The 19,576-nt window shown below is 63.1% G+C and carries 14 protein-coding genes; 4 read left to right on the top strand and 10 right to left on the bottom strand.

Translation table 11 applies throughout. From position 1 onward, the window contains the following. The first annotated feature begins 72 nt into the window (after window positions 1-72). Window positions 73-933 (top strand): prephenate dehydratase, encoded by an 861-nt coding sequence (locus NEZ08_RS08985; protein ID WP_298106256.1) that lies wholly within the window; start codon window positions 73-75, stop codon window positions 931-933. Between the two features lie 5 nt (window positions 934-938). Here NEZ08_RS08985 and NEZ08_RS08980 read toward each other — a convergent pair whose 3' ends face one another. Next, window positions 939-1,958: an LLM class flavin-dependent oxidoreductase gene (locus NEZ08_RS08980; protein WP_298106255.1), complete on the bottom strand. Its 1,020-nt coding sequence runs from the start codon at window positions 1,956-1,958 to the stop codon at window positions 939-941. A 367-nt stretch (window positions 1,959-2,325) separates the two neighbouring features. On the opposite strand from NEZ08_RS08980, the gene metF reads away from it, so the two are divergent. Both metF and metH read left to right on the top strand, forming a co-directional pair. Further along, window positions 2,326-3,231: a methylenetetrahydrofolate reductase [NAD(P)H] gene (gene metF, locus NEZ08_RS08975; protein WP_298106254.1), complete on the top strand. Its 906-nt coding sequence runs from the start codon at window positions 2,326-2,328 to the stop codon at window positions 3,229-3,231. A 3-nt stretch (window positions 3,232-3,234) separates the two neighbouring features. Continuing rightward, the gene (metH, locus tag NEZ08_RS08970; RefSeq protein WP_298106253.1) at window positions 3,235-7,128 is read left to right on the top strand and encodes a methionine synthase; all 3,894 of its coding nucleotides are present in this window, start codon (window positions 3,235-3,237) and stop codon (window positions 7,126-7,128) included. Window positions 7,129-8,051: 923 nt separating this feature from the next. Here the strand turns inward: metH and NEZ08_RS08965 are convergent. From NEZ08_RS08965 to NEZ08_RS08955, 3 genes are all read right to left on the bottom strand, one after another. Continuing rightward, window positions 8,052-8,684 (bottom strand): glutathione S-transferase family protein, encoded by a 633-nt coding sequence (locus NEZ08_RS08965; protein WP_298106276.1) that lies wholly within the window; start codon window positions 8,682-8,684, stop codon window positions 8,052-8,054. Between the two features lie 149 nt (window positions 8,685-8,833). Then, on the bottom strand, window positions 8,834-9,412 hold the full coding sequence (locus tag NEZ08_RS08960) for a hypothetical protein (protein ID WP_298106252.1): 579 nt from the start codon (window positions 9,410-9,412) through the stop codon (window positions 8,834-8,836). Between the two features lie 203 nt (window positions 9,413-9,615). Continuing rightward, window positions 9,616-10,314 carry a helix-turn-helix domain-containing protein gene (locus NEZ08_RS08955; protein WP_298106251.1) on the bottom strand — a complete coding sequence of 233 codons (699 nt, stop codon included), beginning with the start codon at window positions 10,312-10,314 and terminating at the stop codon, window positions 9,616-9,618. A 345-nt stretch (window positions 10,315-10,659) separates the two neighbouring features. Here NEZ08_RS08955 and NEZ08_RS08950 point away from each other — a divergent pair, with 345 nt between their 5' ends. Further along, on the top strand, window positions 10,660-11,475 hold the full coding sequence (locus NEZ08_RS08950; protein ID WP_298106250.1) for a class I SAM-dependent methyltransferase: 816 nt from the start codon (window positions 10,660-10,662) through the stop codon (window positions 11,473-11,475). Window positions 11,476-11,547: 72 nt separating this feature from the next. On the opposite strand, the gene glpK is transcribed toward NEZ08_RS08950, so the two are convergent. From glpK to pimA, 6 genes are all read right to left on the bottom strand, one after another. Further along, window positions 11,548-13,047: a glycerol kinase GlpK gene (glpK, locus tag NEZ08_RS08945; RefSeq protein WP_298106249.1), complete on the bottom strand. Its 1,500-nt coding sequence runs from the start codon at window positions 13,045-13,047 to the stop codon at window positions 11,548-11,550. 104 nt (window positions 13,048-13,151) lie between these two features. Then, window positions 13,152-13,925 (bottom strand): SDR family NAD(P)-dependent oxidoreductase, encoded by a 774-nt coding sequence (locus tag NEZ08_RS08940; protein WP_298106248.1) that lies wholly within the window; start codon window positions 13,923-13,925, stop codon window positions 13,152-13,154. 157 nt (window positions 13,926-14,082) lie between these two features. Next, window positions 14,083-15,225, bottom strand: a complete 1,143-nt coding sequence (gene pimD / locus NEZ08_RS08935) for a pimeloyl-CoA dehydrogenase small subunit (protein WP_298106247.1) — start codon at window positions 15,223-15,225, stop codon at window positions 14,083-14,085. A 142-nt stretch (window positions 15,226-15,367) separates the two neighbouring features. Next, a complete protein-coding gene (pimC, locus tag NEZ08_RS08930; protein ID WP_298106246.1) occupies window positions 15,368-16,558 on the bottom strand; it encodes a pimeloyl-CoA dehydrogenase large subunit in 1,191 nt (396 codons plus the stop codon). A 142-nt stretch (window positions 16,559-16,700) separates the two neighbouring features. Next, window positions 16,701-17,888, bottom strand: coding sequence for an acetyl-CoA C-acyltransferase (locus NEZ08_RS08925; RefSeq protein ID WP_298106245.1), 1,188 nt, complete (start codon window positions 17,886-17,888; stop codon window positions 16,701-16,703). After that, on the bottom strand, window positions 17,885-19,576 hold the full coding sequence (gene pimA / locus NEZ08_RS08920) for a dicarboxylate--CoA ligase PimA (protein ID WP_298106244.1): 1,692 nt from the start codon (window positions 19,574-19,576) through the stop codon (window positions 17,885-17,887). The genes NEZ08_RS08925 and pimA overlap by 4 nt, the downstream gene beginning before the upstream one ends.

Below are 19,576 nucleotides of genomic sequence, written 5' to 3'. Positions count from 1 at the left end.
CAGCGGAGGTCGAATCCACCGCACTGGCATCCGCCACACTGGCGAAAAGCTGAGCGGCTGCTACAAGGCGTCATGACCAAGATGCTGAAAATCGCATTCCAGGGCGAGCCGGGCGCAAACTCCCACATTGCCATCAGCGAAGCTTACCCCGACGCCGAGGCGATGCCCTGCCCAACCTTCGAGGACGCGCTGGCCGCGATCTCCTCCGGTGAAGCGGATCTCGGCATGATCCCGATCGAGAATTCGGTCGCCGGCCGCGTCGCCGACATTCATCATCTGCTGCCGCAGTCCGGGCTCTTCATCGTCGGAGAGTGGTTCCTGCCGGTCCATCACCAGCTGATGGGGCTGCGCGGCGTCAAGATCGGCGACGTCAAGACGGTCGAGAGCCACGTCCACGCGCTCGGACAATGCCGGCGGATCATCCGCAAGCTCGGCATTAAGCCGATCGTCGCCGGCGATACTGCCGGCAGCGCCCGCATGATCGCCGAGCGCGGTGACAAGAGCTGCGCTGCGATCGCCCCGCGCCTCGCGGCCGAAATTTACGGCCTCGACATTCTGGCCGAGGACGTCGAGGACGAGGCGCACAACACCACCCGTTTCGTGGTTCTGGCCCGCAAAGAGAGCTGGGCCAAACAGGGCTCGGGGCCGCTGGTCACCAGTTTTGTATTCCGCGTTCGAAACCTCCCGGCCGCGCTTTACAAAGCACTTGGCGGTTTCGCCACCAACGGCGTCAACATGACCAAGCTGGAAAGCTACATGGTCGACGGCAACTTCTTCGCCACGCAATTCTACGCCGACGTCGATGGCCACCCCGCCGACCGGGCGCTGGCCTTTGCGCTGGAAGAACTGAAATTCTTCTCGCGCGAATTCCGTATCGTCGGAGTCTACCCGGCCCATCCCTTCCGCGCCACTTTCAGCGAAAAGCGGGAGTAACCGGCTTACGCCGCCTCCCGCCCGGCAAGACCGAACGCCTGCGCCAGCAGGCTGTACGACCTCTTGCGCGCTTCGTGATCGTAGATCGCGCTGACGACCATCAGTTCATCCGCCTGGCATGCCGCAATCAACGGCTCGAGCTTTTGCATCACGGTTGCAGCGCTGCCGACGAACAGCCGCGAGCGGTTGCGCGCGATCACGGCGCGATCGGCGTCCGTATAAGCGTAGGCCTGAGCCTCTTCCGGGCTCGGCAGCGGAATATATTGACCACGATCGCGCAGCAGGCGATTGAGATCCATCGACGTCGCCAGCCGCTCGGCTTCCGCGTCGGTTTCACCCGCAACCACGGCCACCGCGAGAATGGCATAGGGCGTCTCGCGCCAGCCCGTCTGCTTGAAGTGGGCGCGGTAGTTCGTCATCGCCGCGACCGCGTCATAGGAAGCAAAGTGATGCGCAAACGCATAACCCATGCCGACCTGGGCGGCGAGTTCCGAACTGTAATCGCTTGAGCCGAGCAGCCAGATCGGCGGCAGCGGCGTGTCGTCCGGCATCGCCACCACTTTGTTGAAGGGGTGATTGGGCGGGAAGTTGCGGGTCTCCCACAGAGTCAGTTCGTGCAGGCGCTCCAGGAAATCGTCGCCCTCGCGGCGATCGAGCCGGCTGCGCAGCGCGTAAGCCGTGGCGCCATCGGTGCCGGGCGCGCGCCCGAGCCCGAGATCGATCCGGCCTGGAAACAGCGCCTCCAGCATTTTGAAGCGCTCGGCTATCACGAGCGGGGCGTGGTTCGGCAGCATCACGCCGCCGGAGCCGACGCGAATGTTTTTCGTCACCGCGGCGATCTGGCCGATCATGAGGTCGGGAGCGGGGCTCGCGACCGAAGCGAGATTATGGTGCTCGGCGAGCCAGTAGCGGGTGAAACCGAGCGCATCGGCGTGACGGCCGAGATCGATGCTGTTGCGCAGCGCAGCGGCGGGCCTGGTGCCGGAGGTAACGACCGACAGATCGAGGATGGAAAGCGCAATCATGGCGGTAAACCTAGTGCGAGCGTCAAAGCGCGCAACGGCGCGGCATGCAGAGCAGACCATTAGCGGCCTCTGCGGCTTGGCAACGCCCCTTGGTGGGCAAAATGCTTTCTTCTCGTTAATTTCTTCAATTTGCCCACCATCTACCGAATGCTGAATCTGAACATATTGTTGTAATTCCAATATGTTACTATCATATGCCGGCTTCCCACCAGAGACTTAAATACAGTAATTTTGAACTTAATCGGTGGATATTGGGCAATTTCCCATAACTGGTGGGCTGTTTAGGCCAAAGCTTTTCACCTATTTTGGCGCTTCGAGAGCAACGCCGTGCACGGCCGTCAGGTTTGTTGCGGAGATTACCAGAGTCATGAACGAACCCACCCCTGCCGCCTCCCGCGCGGCCAAGCAGCCGGCGATCTCCTTCGAATTCTTCCCGCCGAAGACCGAGGAGATGGAAAAGAGCCTGTGGGAGACCATCAATCGCCTGGCGCCGCTCACCCCGAGCTTCGTTTCGGTGACGTACGGCGCCGGCGGCTCGACCCGCGAGCGCACCCATTCCACCATCGCCCGTATCCTCAAGGAGACCGAACTCCTGCCTGCCGCGCACCTGACCTGCGTCGGCGCGGCGCGCGGCGAGATCGACGATATCGTCGCGCGTTATCATGAGATCGGCGTCCGCCACATCGTCGCGCTGCGCGGCGATCCGCCCGGCGGCATCGGCACGCCATTCTTCACCCATCCAGACGGCTATCAGACCTCTTCCGAGCTTGTCGCTGCCATCAAGAAGCGCTTTCCCGACGTCGAAGTCTCCGTCTCGGCCTATCCGGAAAAACACCCGGAGAGCCCGAGCTTCGATGCCGACATCGACACGCTGAGGGCCAAGGTGGACGCCGGTGCCACCCGCGCCATCACGCAAGTGTTCTTCGATAATGACCTTTACTTCCGCTTCCTCGACCGCGTCCGTGCCCGCGGCATCGAGATTCCGATCGTGCCCGGCATCATGCCGATGCACAATTTCAAGCAGGCTAGAGCCTTCGTCACCCGCGCCGGCACCACCGTGCCGGAGTGGCTCGCGGAAAAATTCAACGGCCTCGACGACGATGCCGAGACCCGCAAGCTGGTCGCGGCAACCGTCGCTGCCGGTCAGGTGCAGAAGCTGAACAAGCACGGCGTCGATACCTTTCATTTCTACACCATGAACCGCGCCGATCTTGTTTTCGCGATCTGCCATCTGCTCGGCATCCGGCCCGCAAGCGTGCAAAAGGCGGCTTAAGCAATGACTGTTCCGGTCTCCCCGAGACGCACCGCGTTTCTCGCCGCCGCCAAGCAGCGCATCCTGGTGCTCGATGGCGCCATGGGCACCATGATCCAGGCGCTGCAATACGACGAAGCTGCCTTTCGGGGGCAGCGTTTTGCGAATTTCCACCGCGACGTCAGGGGCAACAACGATCTATTGATCCTGACACAGCCGAAAGCGATCGAGGACATTCACGCCGCTTATTTGCGTGCCGGCGCCGATATCGTCGCCACCAACACATTCTCTTCGACGTCGATCGCGCAGGCCGACTACGAGATGGGGGACCTCGCCTACGAGCTCAACCTCGAGGGCGCGAAACTCGCGCGCGCTGCCGCCGAGCGCGTGAGCGGGGAGGACGGCAAGCCGCGCTTTGTCGCCGGCGCCATTGGTCCGACCAACCGTACCGCCTCGATCTCGCCTGACGTCTCGAACCCCGGCTATCGCGCCGTCACTTTTGACGATCTGCGCAAGGCTTACGGTGAACAGATCAAGGGGCTGCTCGACGGCGGCGCCGATCTTCTGCTGGTCGAAACCATTTTCGACACGCTCAATGCCAAGGCAGCGCTTTACGCGATTGCCCAGATCGCCGAAGCACGTGGCATCGACGTGCCGGTGATGGTATCCGGCACGATCACCGACAAATCCGGCCGCCTGCTCTCGGGGCAGCTGCCGGAAGCGTTCTGGAATTCGGTGCGGCACGCGAGGCCAATCACGGTCGGCTTCAACTGCGCTTTGGGAGCGGAGGATTTGCGCGCGCATATCGCCGACATCGGCCGTGTCGCCGATACGCTGGTCTGCGCCTACCCCAATGCTGGCCTGCCCAACGAATTCGGCCAATATGACGAGAGCCCGGGCTATATGGCGCGGCTGATCGGCGAATTCGCCGCCGCCGGTCTCGTCAATGTCGTCGGCGGCTGCTGCGGCACCACGCCGGAACATATCGCGGCGATTGCGGCTGCCGTCAGCCCGCACAAGCCGCGCGATATTCCCGCGATCGAGCCGCGCCTGCGGCTCTCGGGTCTCGAGCCCTTTGCGCTGACGCCGGCGATCCCCTTCGTCAATGTCGGCGAGCGTACCAACGTCACCGGTTCGGCGCGCTTCCGCAAGCTGATCACGGCCGGCGACTACGCCGCGGCCTTGCAGGTCGCACGCGACCAGGTCGAGAACGGCGCGCAGATTATCGACGTCAACATGGACGAGGGCCTGCTCGATTCCGAAGCGGCGATGGTGACCTTCCTCAACCTGGTCGCCGCCGAGCCGGATATCGCCCGCGTGCCGGTCATGATCGATTCCTCGAAATTTCCCGTGATCGAGGCCGGCCTGAAATGCGTGCAGGGCAAGCCGGTCGTCAACTCGATCTCGATGAAGGAAGGTGAGGAGAAATTCATCCATGAGGCCGCAATCGCCAAACGCCATGGCGCTGCCGTGGTTGTCATGGCGTTCGACGAGAAGGGACAGGCGGATACGTTCGCGCGCAAGACCGAAATCTGCAAGCGCGCCTACGACATCCTCGTCGACCGGGTCGGTTTCCCGCCTGAGGATATCATTTTCGATCCGAACATCTTTGCGATCGCAACCGGCATCGAGGAACACAACAACTACGGCGTCGATTTCATCGAGGCGACGCGCTGGATCCGGAAGAACCTGCCGCACGCGCACGTCTCCGGCGGCGTCTCCAATCTGTCCTTCTCCTTCCGCGGCAACGAACCGGTGCGTGAGGCCATGCACTCCGTGTTCCTGTATCACGCCATCAAGGCCGGCATGGACATGGGCATCGTCAATGCGGGGCAGATGATCGTCTATGACGACATCGACCCCGAGCTTCGAAGGACCTGCGAAGACGTCATTCTTAACCGCGATCCCGGCGCGTCCGAGCGGCTGCTCGCTTTGGCCGAGAAATTCCGCGGCAAGGAGAAAAAGACCGAGGCGCAGGACCTCGCCTGGCGCGAATGGCCGGTGGAAAAGCGCCTGAGCCACGCGCTCGTGCACGGCATCACCGAATACATCGAAGCCGATACCGAGGAAGCCCGCAAGTCCGCCGCGCGCCCGCTCGATGTGATCGAGGGGCCGCTGATGGCCGGCATGAACATCGTCGGCGACCTGTTCGGCGACGGCAAGATGTTCCTGCCGCAGGTGGTGAAATCCGCCCGGGTGATGAAGCAGGCGGTCGCTTATCTCATGCCGTTCATGGAGGAAGAAAAGGCGAAGAACCTCGCCAACGGCATCGCCAGCGACGAGCGACATGCCGCCGGCAAGATCGTTCTCGCGACCGTGAAAGGCGACGTCCACGACATCGGCAAGAACATCGTCGGCATCGTGCTGCAATGTAACAATTTCGAAGTGATCGACCTCGGCGTCATGGTGCCGGCCGCCAGGATCATCGAGACCGCCAGGCGCGAGAACGCCGACATCATCGGCCTTTCCGGGCTGATCACGCCATCGCTCGACGAGATGAGCTTTCTGGCGGGCGAGATGCAGCGCGAAGGCATGCAGATTCCGCTTCTGATCGGCGGTGCCACCACGAGCCGGGTCCATACCGCCGTGAAGATCGACCCGAATTACCGATCGGGGCCGGTCGTGCATGTCAACGACGCGAGCCGCGCCGTCGGCGTCGCCTCCTCGCTGCTGTCGCCGGACAAGCGCGAGGCCTATGCCACCGAGATCCGCGCCGAATACGACAAGATTTCCGCTGCCCACTTCCGCGCGCAGGCCGAAAAGAGGCGTCTGAAGCTCGCCGATGCGCGCGCCAACGCCGTATCGATCGATTTTGCCAAGACGCCGCCTAAAAAGCCGTCGTTCCTCGGTCTCAAGACGTTCCGCAACTACGACCTTGCGGAACTGGCCGACTACATCGACTGGACGCCGTTCTTCCAGACCTGGGAGTTGAGCGGGCGTTTTCCGGCAATTCTCGACGATCCCAAGGTCGGAGAGGTCGCACGCTCGCTCTATGACGACGCGCGCAAGATGCTGACGCGCATCATCGAAGAGAAATGGTTCACGGCGCAGGCCACCATCGGCTTCTGGCCCGCGAACACCCAGGGCGACGATATCATCGTCTATGCCGACGAGAGCCGGAAGAAGCCGATCGCGACCTTCCACACCCTGCGCCAGCAGCTTGAGAAGCGCGAAGGCCGCTTCAACGCCGCGCTGTCCGACTTCATCGCGCCCGTTTCCTCCGGCGTCGCCGATTATATCGGCGGCTTTGTCGTGACCGCGGGGATCGGCGAGGACGCGGTCGCCGATCGTTTCAAGAAATCGAACGACGACTATTCCTCGATCCTGTGCAAGGCGCTGGCCGACCGCCTTGCCGAGGCCTTTGCCGAGCGCATGCATGCGCGTGTGCGCCGCGAATTCTGGGGTTATGCGCCGGACGAAACTCTCTCCGCGGAAGACCTGATCCTCGAGAAATACGACGGCATCCGTCCTGCGCCCGGCTATCCGGCGCAGCCCGACCACACCGAAAAGGCGACGCTGTTCGCGCTGCTCGATGCCGAGAACACTGCGGGCGTCAAACTCACCGAGAGTTTTGCGATGTGGCCGGGCTCTTCGGTGTCCGGGCTTTATTTCAGTCATCGGGAAAGCTTCTATTTCGGCGTCGGCAAGATCGAACGCGACCAGGTCGAAGACTATGCGGCGCGCAAGGGTCTTGCCGTCGAACAGATCGAGCGTTGGCTCGCGCCGATCCTGAATTACATCCCGGTGAAGGATCAATCGCCGCAGGATCGCAGCCTGAAAGAGGCGATGCCGGCCCTGGCGCGCTCTCCCGCAAAGCCCGCGAACGATGCCGAGGCGCAAGAACTCTCGTCGCATCCGCCCGGCTGCAGCTGCGCCGTCCATCTCGCCTGGCGCAAGAAGAAGGTCGGCGCGGGGTAGAGTGTTTCGGTCACCTGTGATTCCAACGCTGCTTGTCATTTCCGCGGCGCGCGTAAGCGCGAGCTTGGTGCGCGATTGCACCCGAGAATCCCATTCTTTCCGGACTGCGGCGCCATGGCTTCCGGGCTCGATGCTACGCGCCCCGGAATGAAGAGACGTGTATGACTGGGGCATGCCGGCCGAAACTCATGCCCGAAAACCCGCTGATTCAGATTTCAAACAGCCGTCCGCATTCCCGCAGCCCGATTACCGCGGGTTAAGCCGAATTCATCGCTCCCTCGAAAGACGGAGGGCGCAGGGAATGCCGGGTGCGCGACGCACCCGCAGCCTCGTGCGCAAAAGAAAAGCACACGAGTAAGTCACCACAGGTCCGCCGAAGCAATCCGGCACCCCCTGCGCGAGTGGTTTTAACGGCTTCCTTCGTGATCTCCTCGGTGAACGGGCTTTGTTGCCACCGTCGCAGGCCACGATGCAAAAGCATCGTCGGCCGGCTTGATGCCAGCGTCGCGGCATCGGGACCACACGACTTCGCCGTATGCAGATGGTGTTTCGTCCGGCGCAAAGTGCTTGCACCTGACACCACCTGCATCCATCGCATCCCGCGCCCCACGTTCGTGACGATCGCGAAACGCCCCTCTTGGCGGGCACGGGACGCAGGAAGAGGTGCCAGTGATTTGCCCGACGTCACAAGCGAAAATGACTGCGACAGAATGGCACGACGCGCAAATCAGTGCGAGAGAGCAAGCCGCTGTCAAGCGCGATCCCGCGTCCCGAACGCGATGCGGCGTATGCACGACGATGGGCCACTGATCAGCAGAGCACCACGCTGCATTCCCTTGGTGCGCTACGCAGCATCCGGGAAGGTTTCCGCCGTTCGCCGAACCAGCCCCCCAAGCACGCGCGCGAGGCGAAAAAGAAAAGTTTCATCCCTTCGGCGGCACCAGCGGCTGTAAGATGTCCTGGAACACCGGCATGGCTTCGCAGCGCGCGGCATGATCGGCGAGCGCCGGATGGCTTGCATCACTGAACAATTGCGGATGGGCGTCCTGCGTGAACCGCAACACACAGGCGACGGCAATGTCGGCATGGCTGATCTTGACGCCGAACCAGAACGGCGAAGCGATCGCTGCGCGTTCTTTCTCCAGCACGTCCAGCACGCCGCTGATCTGGGCTTCGCATCGTTCGATCCAGAGCTGCGAGGGATGATCTTTCCGCAACACGCGTTCGTAAAGCAGGCTGACCGCCTTGTCGGCTAGGCCGCCCGCGAGCGCGCAAATCCTCAAAGCGCGGCGCCGCTCCGGTCCGCGAGCAGCGATCATCGCCTTCTCGGGACCTGCGAGCTCGTCGAGATAGTCCAGGATGATCGCGCTCTCGATCAGCGCCTCACCATCACCAAGCACAAGGGTCGGCACGCGCCGCAGCGGATTGAAGGCCGCGATCTTCTCGGCGTCGCCGAAAGTCGACCACGGCCGGTGCTCGAAATGAAAGCCATATAGTTTGAGCGCAATCGCGACGCGGCGGACGAAGGGCGAGTCGTACTGGCCGATGAGGATCATGGAAACGACACGTGATGGCTTGCGAACTTCGGATTCGAAGTTCCAGGCTGACATGGATCACCTCACTTTCGCAACTGAGGAAGGGCCGTGAAGCGAGATCGACCCCGACCTCGATGGCCGGGGTCATGCAGAGGGCGGACGCGAAAAGCCTAGAGCCTGCTGAACCGGCTGGATCCTGCGAACCTTGTCCACCCCGCGCTCGGATTGACGATGGTGTAGCCGGCGATCGAAACCGGGTGCTCGCGCGTCACATGGCCACCCGAATTGCCATCATGGGCATACCAGATGCTGCCGGAGATCTGGCTCTCGAGAATCATGACGTGTCCCGGCCGGACCGCGGCCATGCCCGACGCCGGCATGGCGCGCGGAAAGCGCAGCCAGTTGGATGCGAGGTTCAGTTCCGGAATGATGCGGCCAAACTTGTAGAGAGAGGCTTCACATCCACAGAAGCGGTTTGGACACCCATAGGGGCGGCTGCCGACGACCCGCTCACCGCCGTCCGGCGAGGCCATCGCCCAGGCCTGCCGGAAGTTCCGCGTGTCATAGGCGCGACGAGCGTAGGCGTGACGATAATAAGCGTGACGGGAATAAGCGTGATGGACGTAGGCGCGGTGAGAATAGGCGTGGTGGATGGCGGTATGATGGAAATGGCGCGCTTCGGCTTGGGAGGGAAGGACCAACGGCGCGGCCACGATGCACGCGGCTACGCTCCAGACGGCTCTATGCATTGCGGAGGACTCCTTGGATTTGAGGAAATCCCCCTGCCCGCGCGGACAGCACCCGGCAAACGTGTCGGCACGGTGGCCGAAACCTGGCCGCGCGACCTGCCCATGCGCAGAGCTGCATTCGCGGAGCGCACAGCGAAAGTAGCGCAGGTTATTGCCAGCCTCGCAAGTCTGGAGCTCCGGCGGCTCAGTGCCACCTGCAGGCTCTACGCAACCTTCCTCTCGACCTTTGCGAACATGCTGAGTTTCAACCAGGCGCGCAGGTCGGCAGCGAGGTCTCTGTTGCCTGTCACGACAAGGCGGCCGTCATCGGATGCAAGGCCGGCGGACGCATAGCCGAGCCAGATTTCGGTCATCGTTCGCAGGTCGGTCGACACGTAGAGGTCGACGTCGAAGCCAGGATCGACAACGCACAGGTCGACCTCGTTGCGCGGTTCTACGATGAGCCAGTAATTGCGCTCCGCAGGCGGCCGGTCCTTGAAGATGAACTGGATAACGTTGCGGCGATGCGGCATCGGATCGGTATTGATGTTTCGCCTGATGTCCCACATCAGCAGATTGGCATCGAGGTTCTTCAGCGTCGCCTCGGTCGTCACCCATCGATGTCCCCAGACGCCGACCGCTTCGATGATCGGACGAAGCTCTTCTCCGGCCGGGGTAAGACGATATTCGTGCACGCCGGGCTCGCGCTCGGCCGCAGTGCGCCTGACGATCCCCGCAGCTTCCAGATCTTTCAGCCGCTTCGAAAGCAGTGCCGGCGACATGCTTGGCACGCCGCGCCGCAATTCGTTGAAGCGGCTCGATCCCTGTACCAGCTCGCGCAAGACGAGCAGTGTCCAGCGGGAGCAGATGATTTCCGCCGCCATCGAGACGGGACAGAACTGGCTGTAGCCGCTATCCGACATTGGTGCGTTCCCTCCGGCCATCGCGCTCGTCCTGCTGCGCCGCAGCCAGTGCTAACCAACATCCTGAGGTCGCTTGCGCGCTTCTCGAAGGATTTGGCCAGTGGCCGGTGGTCTCGTGGTTCGAGATGACGCTTACGCGTCTCCTCACCATGAGGGGTATGACGCAGCAGGACCGGGATGAAGGATGCTACCGATCGCCCGACAGCGCCAGTTCAAAATCTGTACCGCATGGATTCAGATCCTGAACTGGCTCTCCGCAATCGCGCCGTGAGAGGCTCCCGCCGAGTTCGCCAAGCCGCGGCTCGGCCTCGGACGGCAAGTCCGGAAAACACAAGGAGATCAGCTATGCCGGTTGCGACGCTTCCCCTCGATTACACCGCCATCAAACAGCGCCAGCAGGCCGTATGGTCGGCCGGAGACTATGCGCTCATCGGAACAACGCTCCAGATTGTCGGCGAGCGACTGTGCGAGGCGGTCGATCTCTGTGCCGGCAGCAGCGTGCTCGATGTCGCGGCCGGCAACGGCAATGCCACGCTTGCCGCCGCACGCCGCTTTGGCCGCGTCACGTCCACCGACTATGTGCGCGCGCTGCTGGACCGGGGCAAGGAACGTGCCGCCGCCGAGCGCCTTGCCGTCAGTTTTCAGGAGGCCGACGCCGAAGCGCTTCCCTTTGCCGACGGCAGCTTCGACGTGGCGCTGTCCACGTTCGGGGTGATGTTCACGCCCAACCAGGAGAAGGGGGCGGCCGAGCTCGTTCGCGGCGTTCGCAGGGGCGGCAGGATCGGGTTGGCGAACTGGACGCCGGACGGCTTCATCGGCCAGCTCTTGAAGCTTGTTGGCCGGTATGCGCCGCCGCCGGCGGGCGTGAAGCCGCCAACGCTCTGGGGAACCACTGCGCGCCTGGAGGAGCTGTTCACGGGCTGCGAAATCAACAGTTCGTTGCAGACCTTCACCTTCCGGTACGAATCTCCGGAGCATTGGCTCGAGGTTTTTCGCAACTACTACGGTCCCACCAACCGGGCGTTCGCAGCGCTCGATATGGAGAAGGCGGCGGCCCTGGAGGCCGATATCCTCGACCTCCTGGAGAAATCAAATTGGGGCCGCGGGGGAAACCTCATTGTCCCCGGCGAATATCTCGAGGTTGTGATTACGAGATCTTGAGATTCAAGCGATGTCGGGCCGCATGGCTGCCAAGGGGCAGGCCTCTGGCAGCCATGCGCCCGGCTTGATCAATCACTCCTCATCGCTCGCAAGCACGCCGTTGACGGCCCGCGCCCATCCCTGTCGTTTGCGCTCGCGCGTCGCCGCGCTCATCTTCGGCTCGAACCGGTATTCGAGCCGCCAGTGATCGGCGAATTTTTCAGGCTCCGGGAAAACACCTGCGGAAAGACCGGCGAGATAGGCCGCGCCCAGTGCCGTCGTTTCCTGAATGACCGGACGGTCGACCGGCGCGTCAAGCAGATCGGCGAGGCGCTGCATGGTCCAGTCGGAGGCGGTCATGCCGCCATCGACGCGCAGCACGACATTGGCGGCTTTCGCCTCCGGCCAATCGGCGCGCATCGCTTCCCACAGGTCGCAAGTCTGGTAACAGACGCTTTCGAGCGCGGCATGCGCGAGCTCGGCAGGGCCGGTGTTGCGCGTCAGCCCAAACAACGCGCCGCGCACGCGCGGATTCCAGTAGGGGGCGCCCATGCCGACAAAGGCCGGCACGAGATAAACGCTCTGCGCGGAATCGGATTTTTCTGCGAGCGGGCCGGTGTCGGCCGCCTGCTTGATGACCCCCAACCCGTCCCGCAACCACTGCACGGCGCTGCCCGCCACGAAGATCGAGCCTTCGAGCGCGTAGGTGCGCCTTCCCTTCAGCTGATAGGCGATGGTGGTCAGCAGCTTGCTCTTCGAGGCAACCGCCTTCGTGCCGGTGTTGAGCAAGGCAAAGCAGCCGGTGCCGTAGGTCGACTTGATCATGCCGGGCGAAAAACAGGCCTGCCCGATGGTCGCAGCCTGCTGATCGCCGGCGATCCCAGCTATTGCGATTGGACCACCGAGGATATCCGCCATCGTCTCGCCGAAACGAAAAGAGCAATCCTTCACCTCCGGCAACATGGCGCGCGGCACGCCGAGCAGCTTCAGGAGATCATCATCCCACGTGCCGCTGTGAATGTTGAACAAAAGCGTGCGCGAGGCATTGGTGGCGTCTGTGGCGTGAACCACGCCGCCGGTCAGGCGCCACAGGAGATAGCAATCGACGGTGCCGAACAACAGTTCGCCGCGCTCGGCGCGCGCCCGCGCGCCCGGCACATTGTCGAGCATCCAGGCGACCTTGGTGCCGGAAAAGTAGGGATCGATGATCAAGCCGGTCTTGGCCGTGATCGCCGGCTCATGGCCTTGATCTTTCAGCCGCGCGCAAAAATCGGCGGTGCGGCGGTCCTGCCAGACGATGGCGCGGTGGATCGCTTTGCCCGTGCCACGGTCCCAAACCAGCGTGGTCTCGCGCTGGTTGGTGATGCCGATCGCGGCGATGTCCTTTGCGGTCAGATCCGCTTTCTTCAACGCCTCGCGACAGACCGCAACGGTCGAATTCCAGATGTCTTCCGGATCGTGCTCGACCCAGCCCGACGCAGGAAAATGTTGCGGGAATTCCGCCTGCGCGATCGCGGCGACCGAGAGATCGGCGCGAAACACCATGGCGCGCGAGGACGTGGTGCCCTGATCGATGGCGAGCACGAGGGACATTGGCGTTGCTCCCGGCGTTTCTTTCGTGTCGTATCCGGCGAAGGCAAGCGGATTGAAGAAGTTTCGTCAATACATACGCGTCAGCCGGCAACGACGGCGGCGACCTACACCGCAGCCGTCGTGACGCCTCCGTCGACCACGATGGTCTGGCCGGTCATGAAGCTGGATGCATCAGAGCCGAGATAGGCGACTGCGCCGGCGATCTCGTCGGGCTCGCCGATCCGCCGCAACGGCGTGGTGGCGCAGCGGCGCTTCAGCCGTTCTTCGTCTTCCCACAGCGCGCGGGCGAAATCGGTCTTGACGAGCCCCGGCGCGACGCAGTTGACGCGGACGCCCTTCGGCCCCCACTCGCCGGCAAGGCTGCGGCACAGCGCGAAATCGGCGGCTTTTGAAATGCCGTAGGCGCCGATCACAGTCGAGCCGCGCAGGCCGCCGATGGAGGAGATGATCACCACAGAACCTTTGCCGCGCTCAGCCATTTGCGGAATTGCCAGCGCGCAGAGCCAGAGGTTGCTTTTGACGTTGGAGGCCATGATCTTGTCGAAGGCCTCGTCCTTGATGTCGAGCAGCGGACCGTAATAGGGGTTCACCGCCGCGTTGCAGACCAGAATGTCGATCCTGCCGAAGTGCTTGATGGAGCCGGAGATCAGCGCCTCGACCTCTTCGCGGCGCGAGATGTTGCAGGCGATGACATGGGCGTCGCCGCCGGATTTGCGGATGCCGCTCGCGACTTCCTCGCAGGCATCCGCCTTGCGCGAGGAAATCACGACCTTGGCGCCGAGTTTGGCGAGCAGTTCGGCGGATGAGCGGCCGATGCCGCGGCTCGACCCGGTGACGACGGCGACCTGACCGGTGAGATCGAAAGGGGTGGCTTTCATGGAAGGGTCCTCTGACGTCTTTTGGGGGACGCGCGTGAGCGCGAACTATGGTGCGAAATTGCGCACCCGAGAAGCCATTTGTCCTCGAATTGGAGCGCCATGGATTCCGGGCGCGATGCTGACGCATCGCCCCGGAATGGCAGCAGTGCGCGGCTACTTACACCAATCCGCCGCCCGCCGTGACACGGCGCAGGTGATACTCGGTGTCGCCATAGGTGTTCTCGATCATCGTCAGGCGCTTGAAGTAGTGGCCGATCGCGGCCTCCATGGTCATGCCAATGCCGCCATGCAGCTGGATCGACTGCTGACCGACGAATTTGCCGGACTTTCCGATCTGCACCTTGGCGGCCGCGACCGCGGTGGCACGCTCCTTGGCATCCTCGAAATCGGTAGCCATCGTCGCAAACATCGACATCGAACGCGCCTGCTCGACCGCGACGAACATGTCGGCGGCACGGTGCTGCAAGGTCTGGAAACTGCCGATCGGCACGCCGAACTGCTTGCGCGTCTTGAGGTATTCGACCGTGGTCTTCAGCGATTCGTCCATCAGGCCAACCGCTTCCGCGCATAGCGCAGTGCGCGCCTCATCCACCACCCGCTCGATCAGCGGAAGCGCATTTTCGGGATCGCCGATCGCAGCATCGGCGCCAACCTCGACACCGGTGAAGGTGACATCGGCGCCATGCAGGCCGTCCTGGGTCGGATAGCCCTTCTTGGCAATGCCCCTGGCATTGGCCGGCACCAGGAACACGCCAACGCCGCCCGCATCGCGCTGGCCGCCTTTGGTGCGCGCGGTCACGATAAAGGTATCGGCGGCTTCTCCATTGAGCACGACGAATTTCTCGCCGTCGATCACCCAGCCATCGCCCTTCTTCTTCGCCGAAGTCGCGACGTCCGCCAGATCATAGCGCGAGTTCTTCTCGAGCTGCGCGAAAGCAAGCGTCTTGCTGCCGTCGATGATGGCGGGAATATGCGCTTCTTTCTGCGCGGCCGAACCGCCATGACGCAGAAAGCCGCCGCCGATCACGACCGTCGTCAGATAAGGCTCGACCACGAGCGCGCGGCCGAGCGCTTCCATCACGATCATGGTTTCAACCGCGCCGGCCCCGAAGCCGCCGTCGCCTTCCGCAAACGGCAGTCCGAGCAGGCCCTGCTCGGCGAAGCGGCCCCAGATCGCCTTGCTCCAGCCGCCCGGCTCCTTCATGTATTTCTTGCGCCGATCGAAGTCATAGGCGTCGCCGAGCAACCCTTCGACGCTTTCCTTGAGAAGCCGCTGCTCCTCCGACAAATCGAAATCCATTTATTTATTCCTCATACCCGGTCTATCATTCCGTCTCTCCGGGATGCGCCCACTCGGGCGCAGGCCCGGAATCCATTCCTCGACGCAACCCGCAGAAAAATGGACTCCGGGCTCGCCTTTCAGGCGCCCCGGAATGACGTCCCTACAGCCCCAGCACCGCCTTGGTGATGATGTTGCGCTGGATCTCGTTCGATCCGCCATAGATCGAGACCTTGCGGTTGTTGAAGTAGCTCGGCGCGATCTGCGCGGTCCATTCCATAGCCTCGTTCGAGCCGTCGTCGGCGTGTTCGTCGAACGGCGCGGCAAATGGCCCGATCACTTCCATCAGGAGTTCGGTCGTTGCCTGCTGGATTTCCGAGCCCTTGATCTTGAGCACGGAGGATGCCGGATTCGGTTTGCCCTTGCCGTGCTTGCCTTCGTCGGCCACCACGCGAAGCTGGGTGAGTTCGAGCGCCTTCAGTTCGATCTCGACCGCCGCGAGCTTTTCACGGAAAGCCTGGTCTTCCATCATCGGCTTGCCGGCCGACTCGACCTTGGAGGCCAGATCCTTGATGCGGCGGATGCGCTCCTTGGAGACGCCGACCCGCGCAATGCCGGTGCGCTCGTTGCCGAGCAGGAACTTGGCGTAGTCCCAGCCCTTGTTCTCTTCGCCGATCAGATTCTCGTAGGGCACCTCGACGTCATCGAAGAAGACTTCGTTGACCTCGTGGCCGCCGTCGATGGTCTGGATCGGCCGTACCGTGACGCCCTTCGACTTCATGCTGAACACGATGAAGGAGATGCCGGTCTGCTTCTTGGCCGACGGATCGGTGCGGCAGAGACAGAAGATCATGTCGGCATATTGCGCCAGCGTGGTCCAGGTCTTCTGACCGTTGATGATCCACTTGTCGCCCTTGCGCTCGGCCTTGGTCTTCAGCGAAGCAAGGTCGGAGCCGGAGCCCGGCTCGGAGAAGCCCTGGCACCACCAATCGTCGACATTGGCGATGCGCGGCAAATACTGCTTTTTCTGCGCTTCGTTGCCGAAGGTATAGATGACGGGGCCGACCATGCTGACGCCGAACGCAAGCGGCGCCGGCGCCGGATAGGCCTGCAGTTCTTCGTTGAAGATGTAGTGCTGCACGGAAGACCATCCCGTGCCGCCATATTCCTTCGGCCAGTGCGACACGCCCCAGCCCTTCTTGTTGAGGATGCGCCACCAGGCGACCATCTCGTCCTTGCTGAGATGACGGCCTTCGATCATCTTCTGCCGCGTCGTGGCCGGCACGTTATCCCGAAGAAAGGCCCGCACCTCTTCGCGGAACGCCACTTCTTCCTTGGTAAAAGCGAGATCCATCGGATTCTCCTACGAATTATCCTACCAATCTATCCATTGTCGTCCCCGCGAACGTGGGGGCCCATAACACCACCGGCGCCCGTTTTTGGGAGGCCGGCTGCCGCTGCGTATGGGCCCGGCTCGCGGCCGTGGACGACCACAACTAGTGCACCACCTCGAACAAGCCGGCCGCGCCCATGCCGCCACCAACGCACATTGTCACGACCGCATATTTGGCCTTGCGCCGTCGGCCCTCGATCAGCGCGTGACCGGTCAGGCGCGCGCCCGACATGCCGTAGGGATGGCCGACCGCGATTGCGCCGCCGTTGACGTTGATCTTTTCCGGATCGATGCCGAGCTTGTCGCGGCAATAGATCACCTGCACCGCGAACGCCTCGTTCAATTCCCAGAGATCGATGTCGTCGACCTTGAGGCCGTGCCGCTTGAGCAGGCGCGGCACCGCGAAGACCGGCCCGATGCCCATTTCGTCCGGCTCGCAGCCGGCAGCGACGAAGCCGCGGAAAATGCCGAGCGGCTTCAAACCCCGCCTAGCCGCTTCCTTGTCGCTCATGACGACGGAGGCGCTGGCGCCATCGGACAGCTGGCTGGCATTGCCGGCGGTGATGGTAAAACCATCGCCGCGCACCGGCTTGAGCGCCGCGAGGCCCTCCGCCGACGTATCCGGCCGCGGGCCCTCGTCTTTGGAGAGTGTCACCTCCTTGAACGAGACCTCGCCGGTTGCCTTATCGGCGACGCCCATCGTCGTGGTGATCGGCGCGAGTTCGTCGTTGAACTTGCCGCCCTGCTGAGCGGCGGCGACGCGGCGCTGGCTCTCCAGCGAATATTCGTCCTGGCGTTCGCGCGAGATGCCGTACCGCTTGGCCACGACTTCGGCGGTATCGATCATCGGCATATAGACTTCGCCCTTAATCTTGAGGAGCGCGGGATCCTGGGCGTGAAAAGTGTTCATCTTGTCGTTCTGCACGAGGGAGATGGACTCGCCGCCGCCGCCGACCGCGATCTCGACACCGTCGAAAATCACCGAACGCGCCGCGAGCGCAATCGCCTGCAAACCGGAAGCGCATTGCCGGTCGATCGTGGTCCCGCCGACCGTCACCGGAAGCCCGGCGCGCAGCAGCGCCTTGCGCGCGATATTGCCGCCGGTTGCGCCCTGCTGAAGGGCTGCGCCCATCACGACGTCCTCGATCTCCGCAGGGTCCAGCTTGGCGCGCGCGACCGCTTCGCCGATGGCGTGACCCAGCAGCGTGGCACCTTCCGTGGCGTTGAGCGCGCCGCGGTAGGCCTTGCCGATCGGTGTGCGGGCGGTGGAAACGATGACGGCGTCGGTCATGAGCGACCTCCTGTTGCGAGTTGTTGTTGTGGTGTTTCCGGCGCAGGCCGGCTGTTGGCTTGCTGGCTGCGCAATTCGTGCCGCGAGAGCTTGCCGACGGGCGTGCGCGGCAAGTCATCGACGAATGCGAGCGCGGCCGGAATCTCGTGCCGACCGAGCTTGCCGGCAAGAAACGCTTTCAGTTCGTCGAGCGAAAAGGCGGCCGAGCCGGGGCGCAGCTTGATGAACGCCTTCGCCGCCTCGCCGCGGTATGCGTCGGGGATGCCGATCACGATCACTTCCTGCACGGCGGGATGCTCATAGATCGCCTGTTCGATCATCTGCGGATAGACGTTGAAGCCTCCGGAGATGATCATATCCTTCTTGCGGTCGACCAGAAAGAAATAGCCGTCCTCATCCATATAGCCGATGTCGCCGGTGAGAAAGCGGCCGCCGACAAAGGCCTGCGCCGTTTCCTGGGGCCGGCCCCAATATCCCCTGGTGACGTTCGGCCCGCGAATGCGGATTTCGCCGACTTCGCCCGGAGACAAAACCTTGTTCGGATCATCGAGCGCAACCACGTCCATCTCGATGCCGGGCAGCATCAGCCCGATCGAACCCGGCTTGTCCGGCCCTTGCTGCGGATGTCCGGTGCCGGGCGAGCAGGTCTCGGTCATGCCCCACCCGCTCTTCAGCTTCATGTTGGTCTTGCGCTCGAAGATTTTCGCAACCTCGACCGGCAGCGGCGCCCCGCCTGAGCCCGCCTGGACCAGCGAGGAAAAGTCACGCTTGTCGAGATCGGGAAGGCTTGCGATTGCGATCCACATGGTGGGAACACCGGGAAAGGCGGTCGCGCGCTTGACCTCTATATCGCGCATCACGGCTTCGACGTCGAAGCGCTGGTGCAGCGAAATCAGCTTGCCGAGCCGCAGGCATGAGAGCATGACCACGGTCAGCGCGTAGATGTGGAACAGCGGCAATACGCAGATGACACGTTCGTCGCGATCGAGCCGCGCCGGCCGCCCCCAGACCTCATAGATCGATACGGCCGAAGTCAAATTGCCGTGGCTGAGCATGGCGCCCCTCGGCAGTCCCGTCGTGCCGCCGGTATATTGCAACAGCGCGATGTCGTCTGCAGAAATGGCCGGCCATTGCGCCGGCCTGGTTGCGCCTTCGGTGAACTTCGCAAAGGTGACGATCGCCGGATGATCGGGAATTGGCGCATGCGGATTGCCAGCCACGCCCCAATGATCGTCCTCGCAGACGACCAGGCGGTCGATCAGGCCACTTTCCAGGAATTTCAGCGCCGTCGGCAGCAAGGAGGCGAGATTGGACGTGACCAGGATGCGCGCGCCGCTGTCGCTCAGTTTGTGGGACAGCGCGCGCATCCCGTCGAGCGGCGAAAGATGCGCGATGCGGCTGCCGGCCTTCAGGGCGCCGAAGAAATTGATCGGGTGATCCGGCGAGTTGCCGAGAAACAACGCCACGGTCGTTCCGCTGCCAAACCCGGCACGCAGGAACGCCGATGCCGCGACATCGGCAAGCGCTTCCAGCTCGCTGAAGCTGATGGTTCGGTCGCGGAATTCGATCGCCGGCCGCGCGCCGAATTGACGCACGGCGTGCGCCAACAGGTCGGGCAGGGTCCCGCGCTCGATCGGATCATCCCAGCGGACGCCCTTCGGATAAAACTGCTCGCCGGGATGGGTCAT

This window comes from Bradyrhizobium sp., assembly GCF_027451485.1.
In the GTDB taxonomy this organism is placed as follows: Bacteria; Pseudomonadota; Alphaproteobacteria; order Rhizobiales; family Xanthobacteraceae; genus Bradyrhizobium.
Note: the sequence above shows the minus strand (reverse complement) of the source record. Positions and strands in the feature narration are given on the sequence as shown.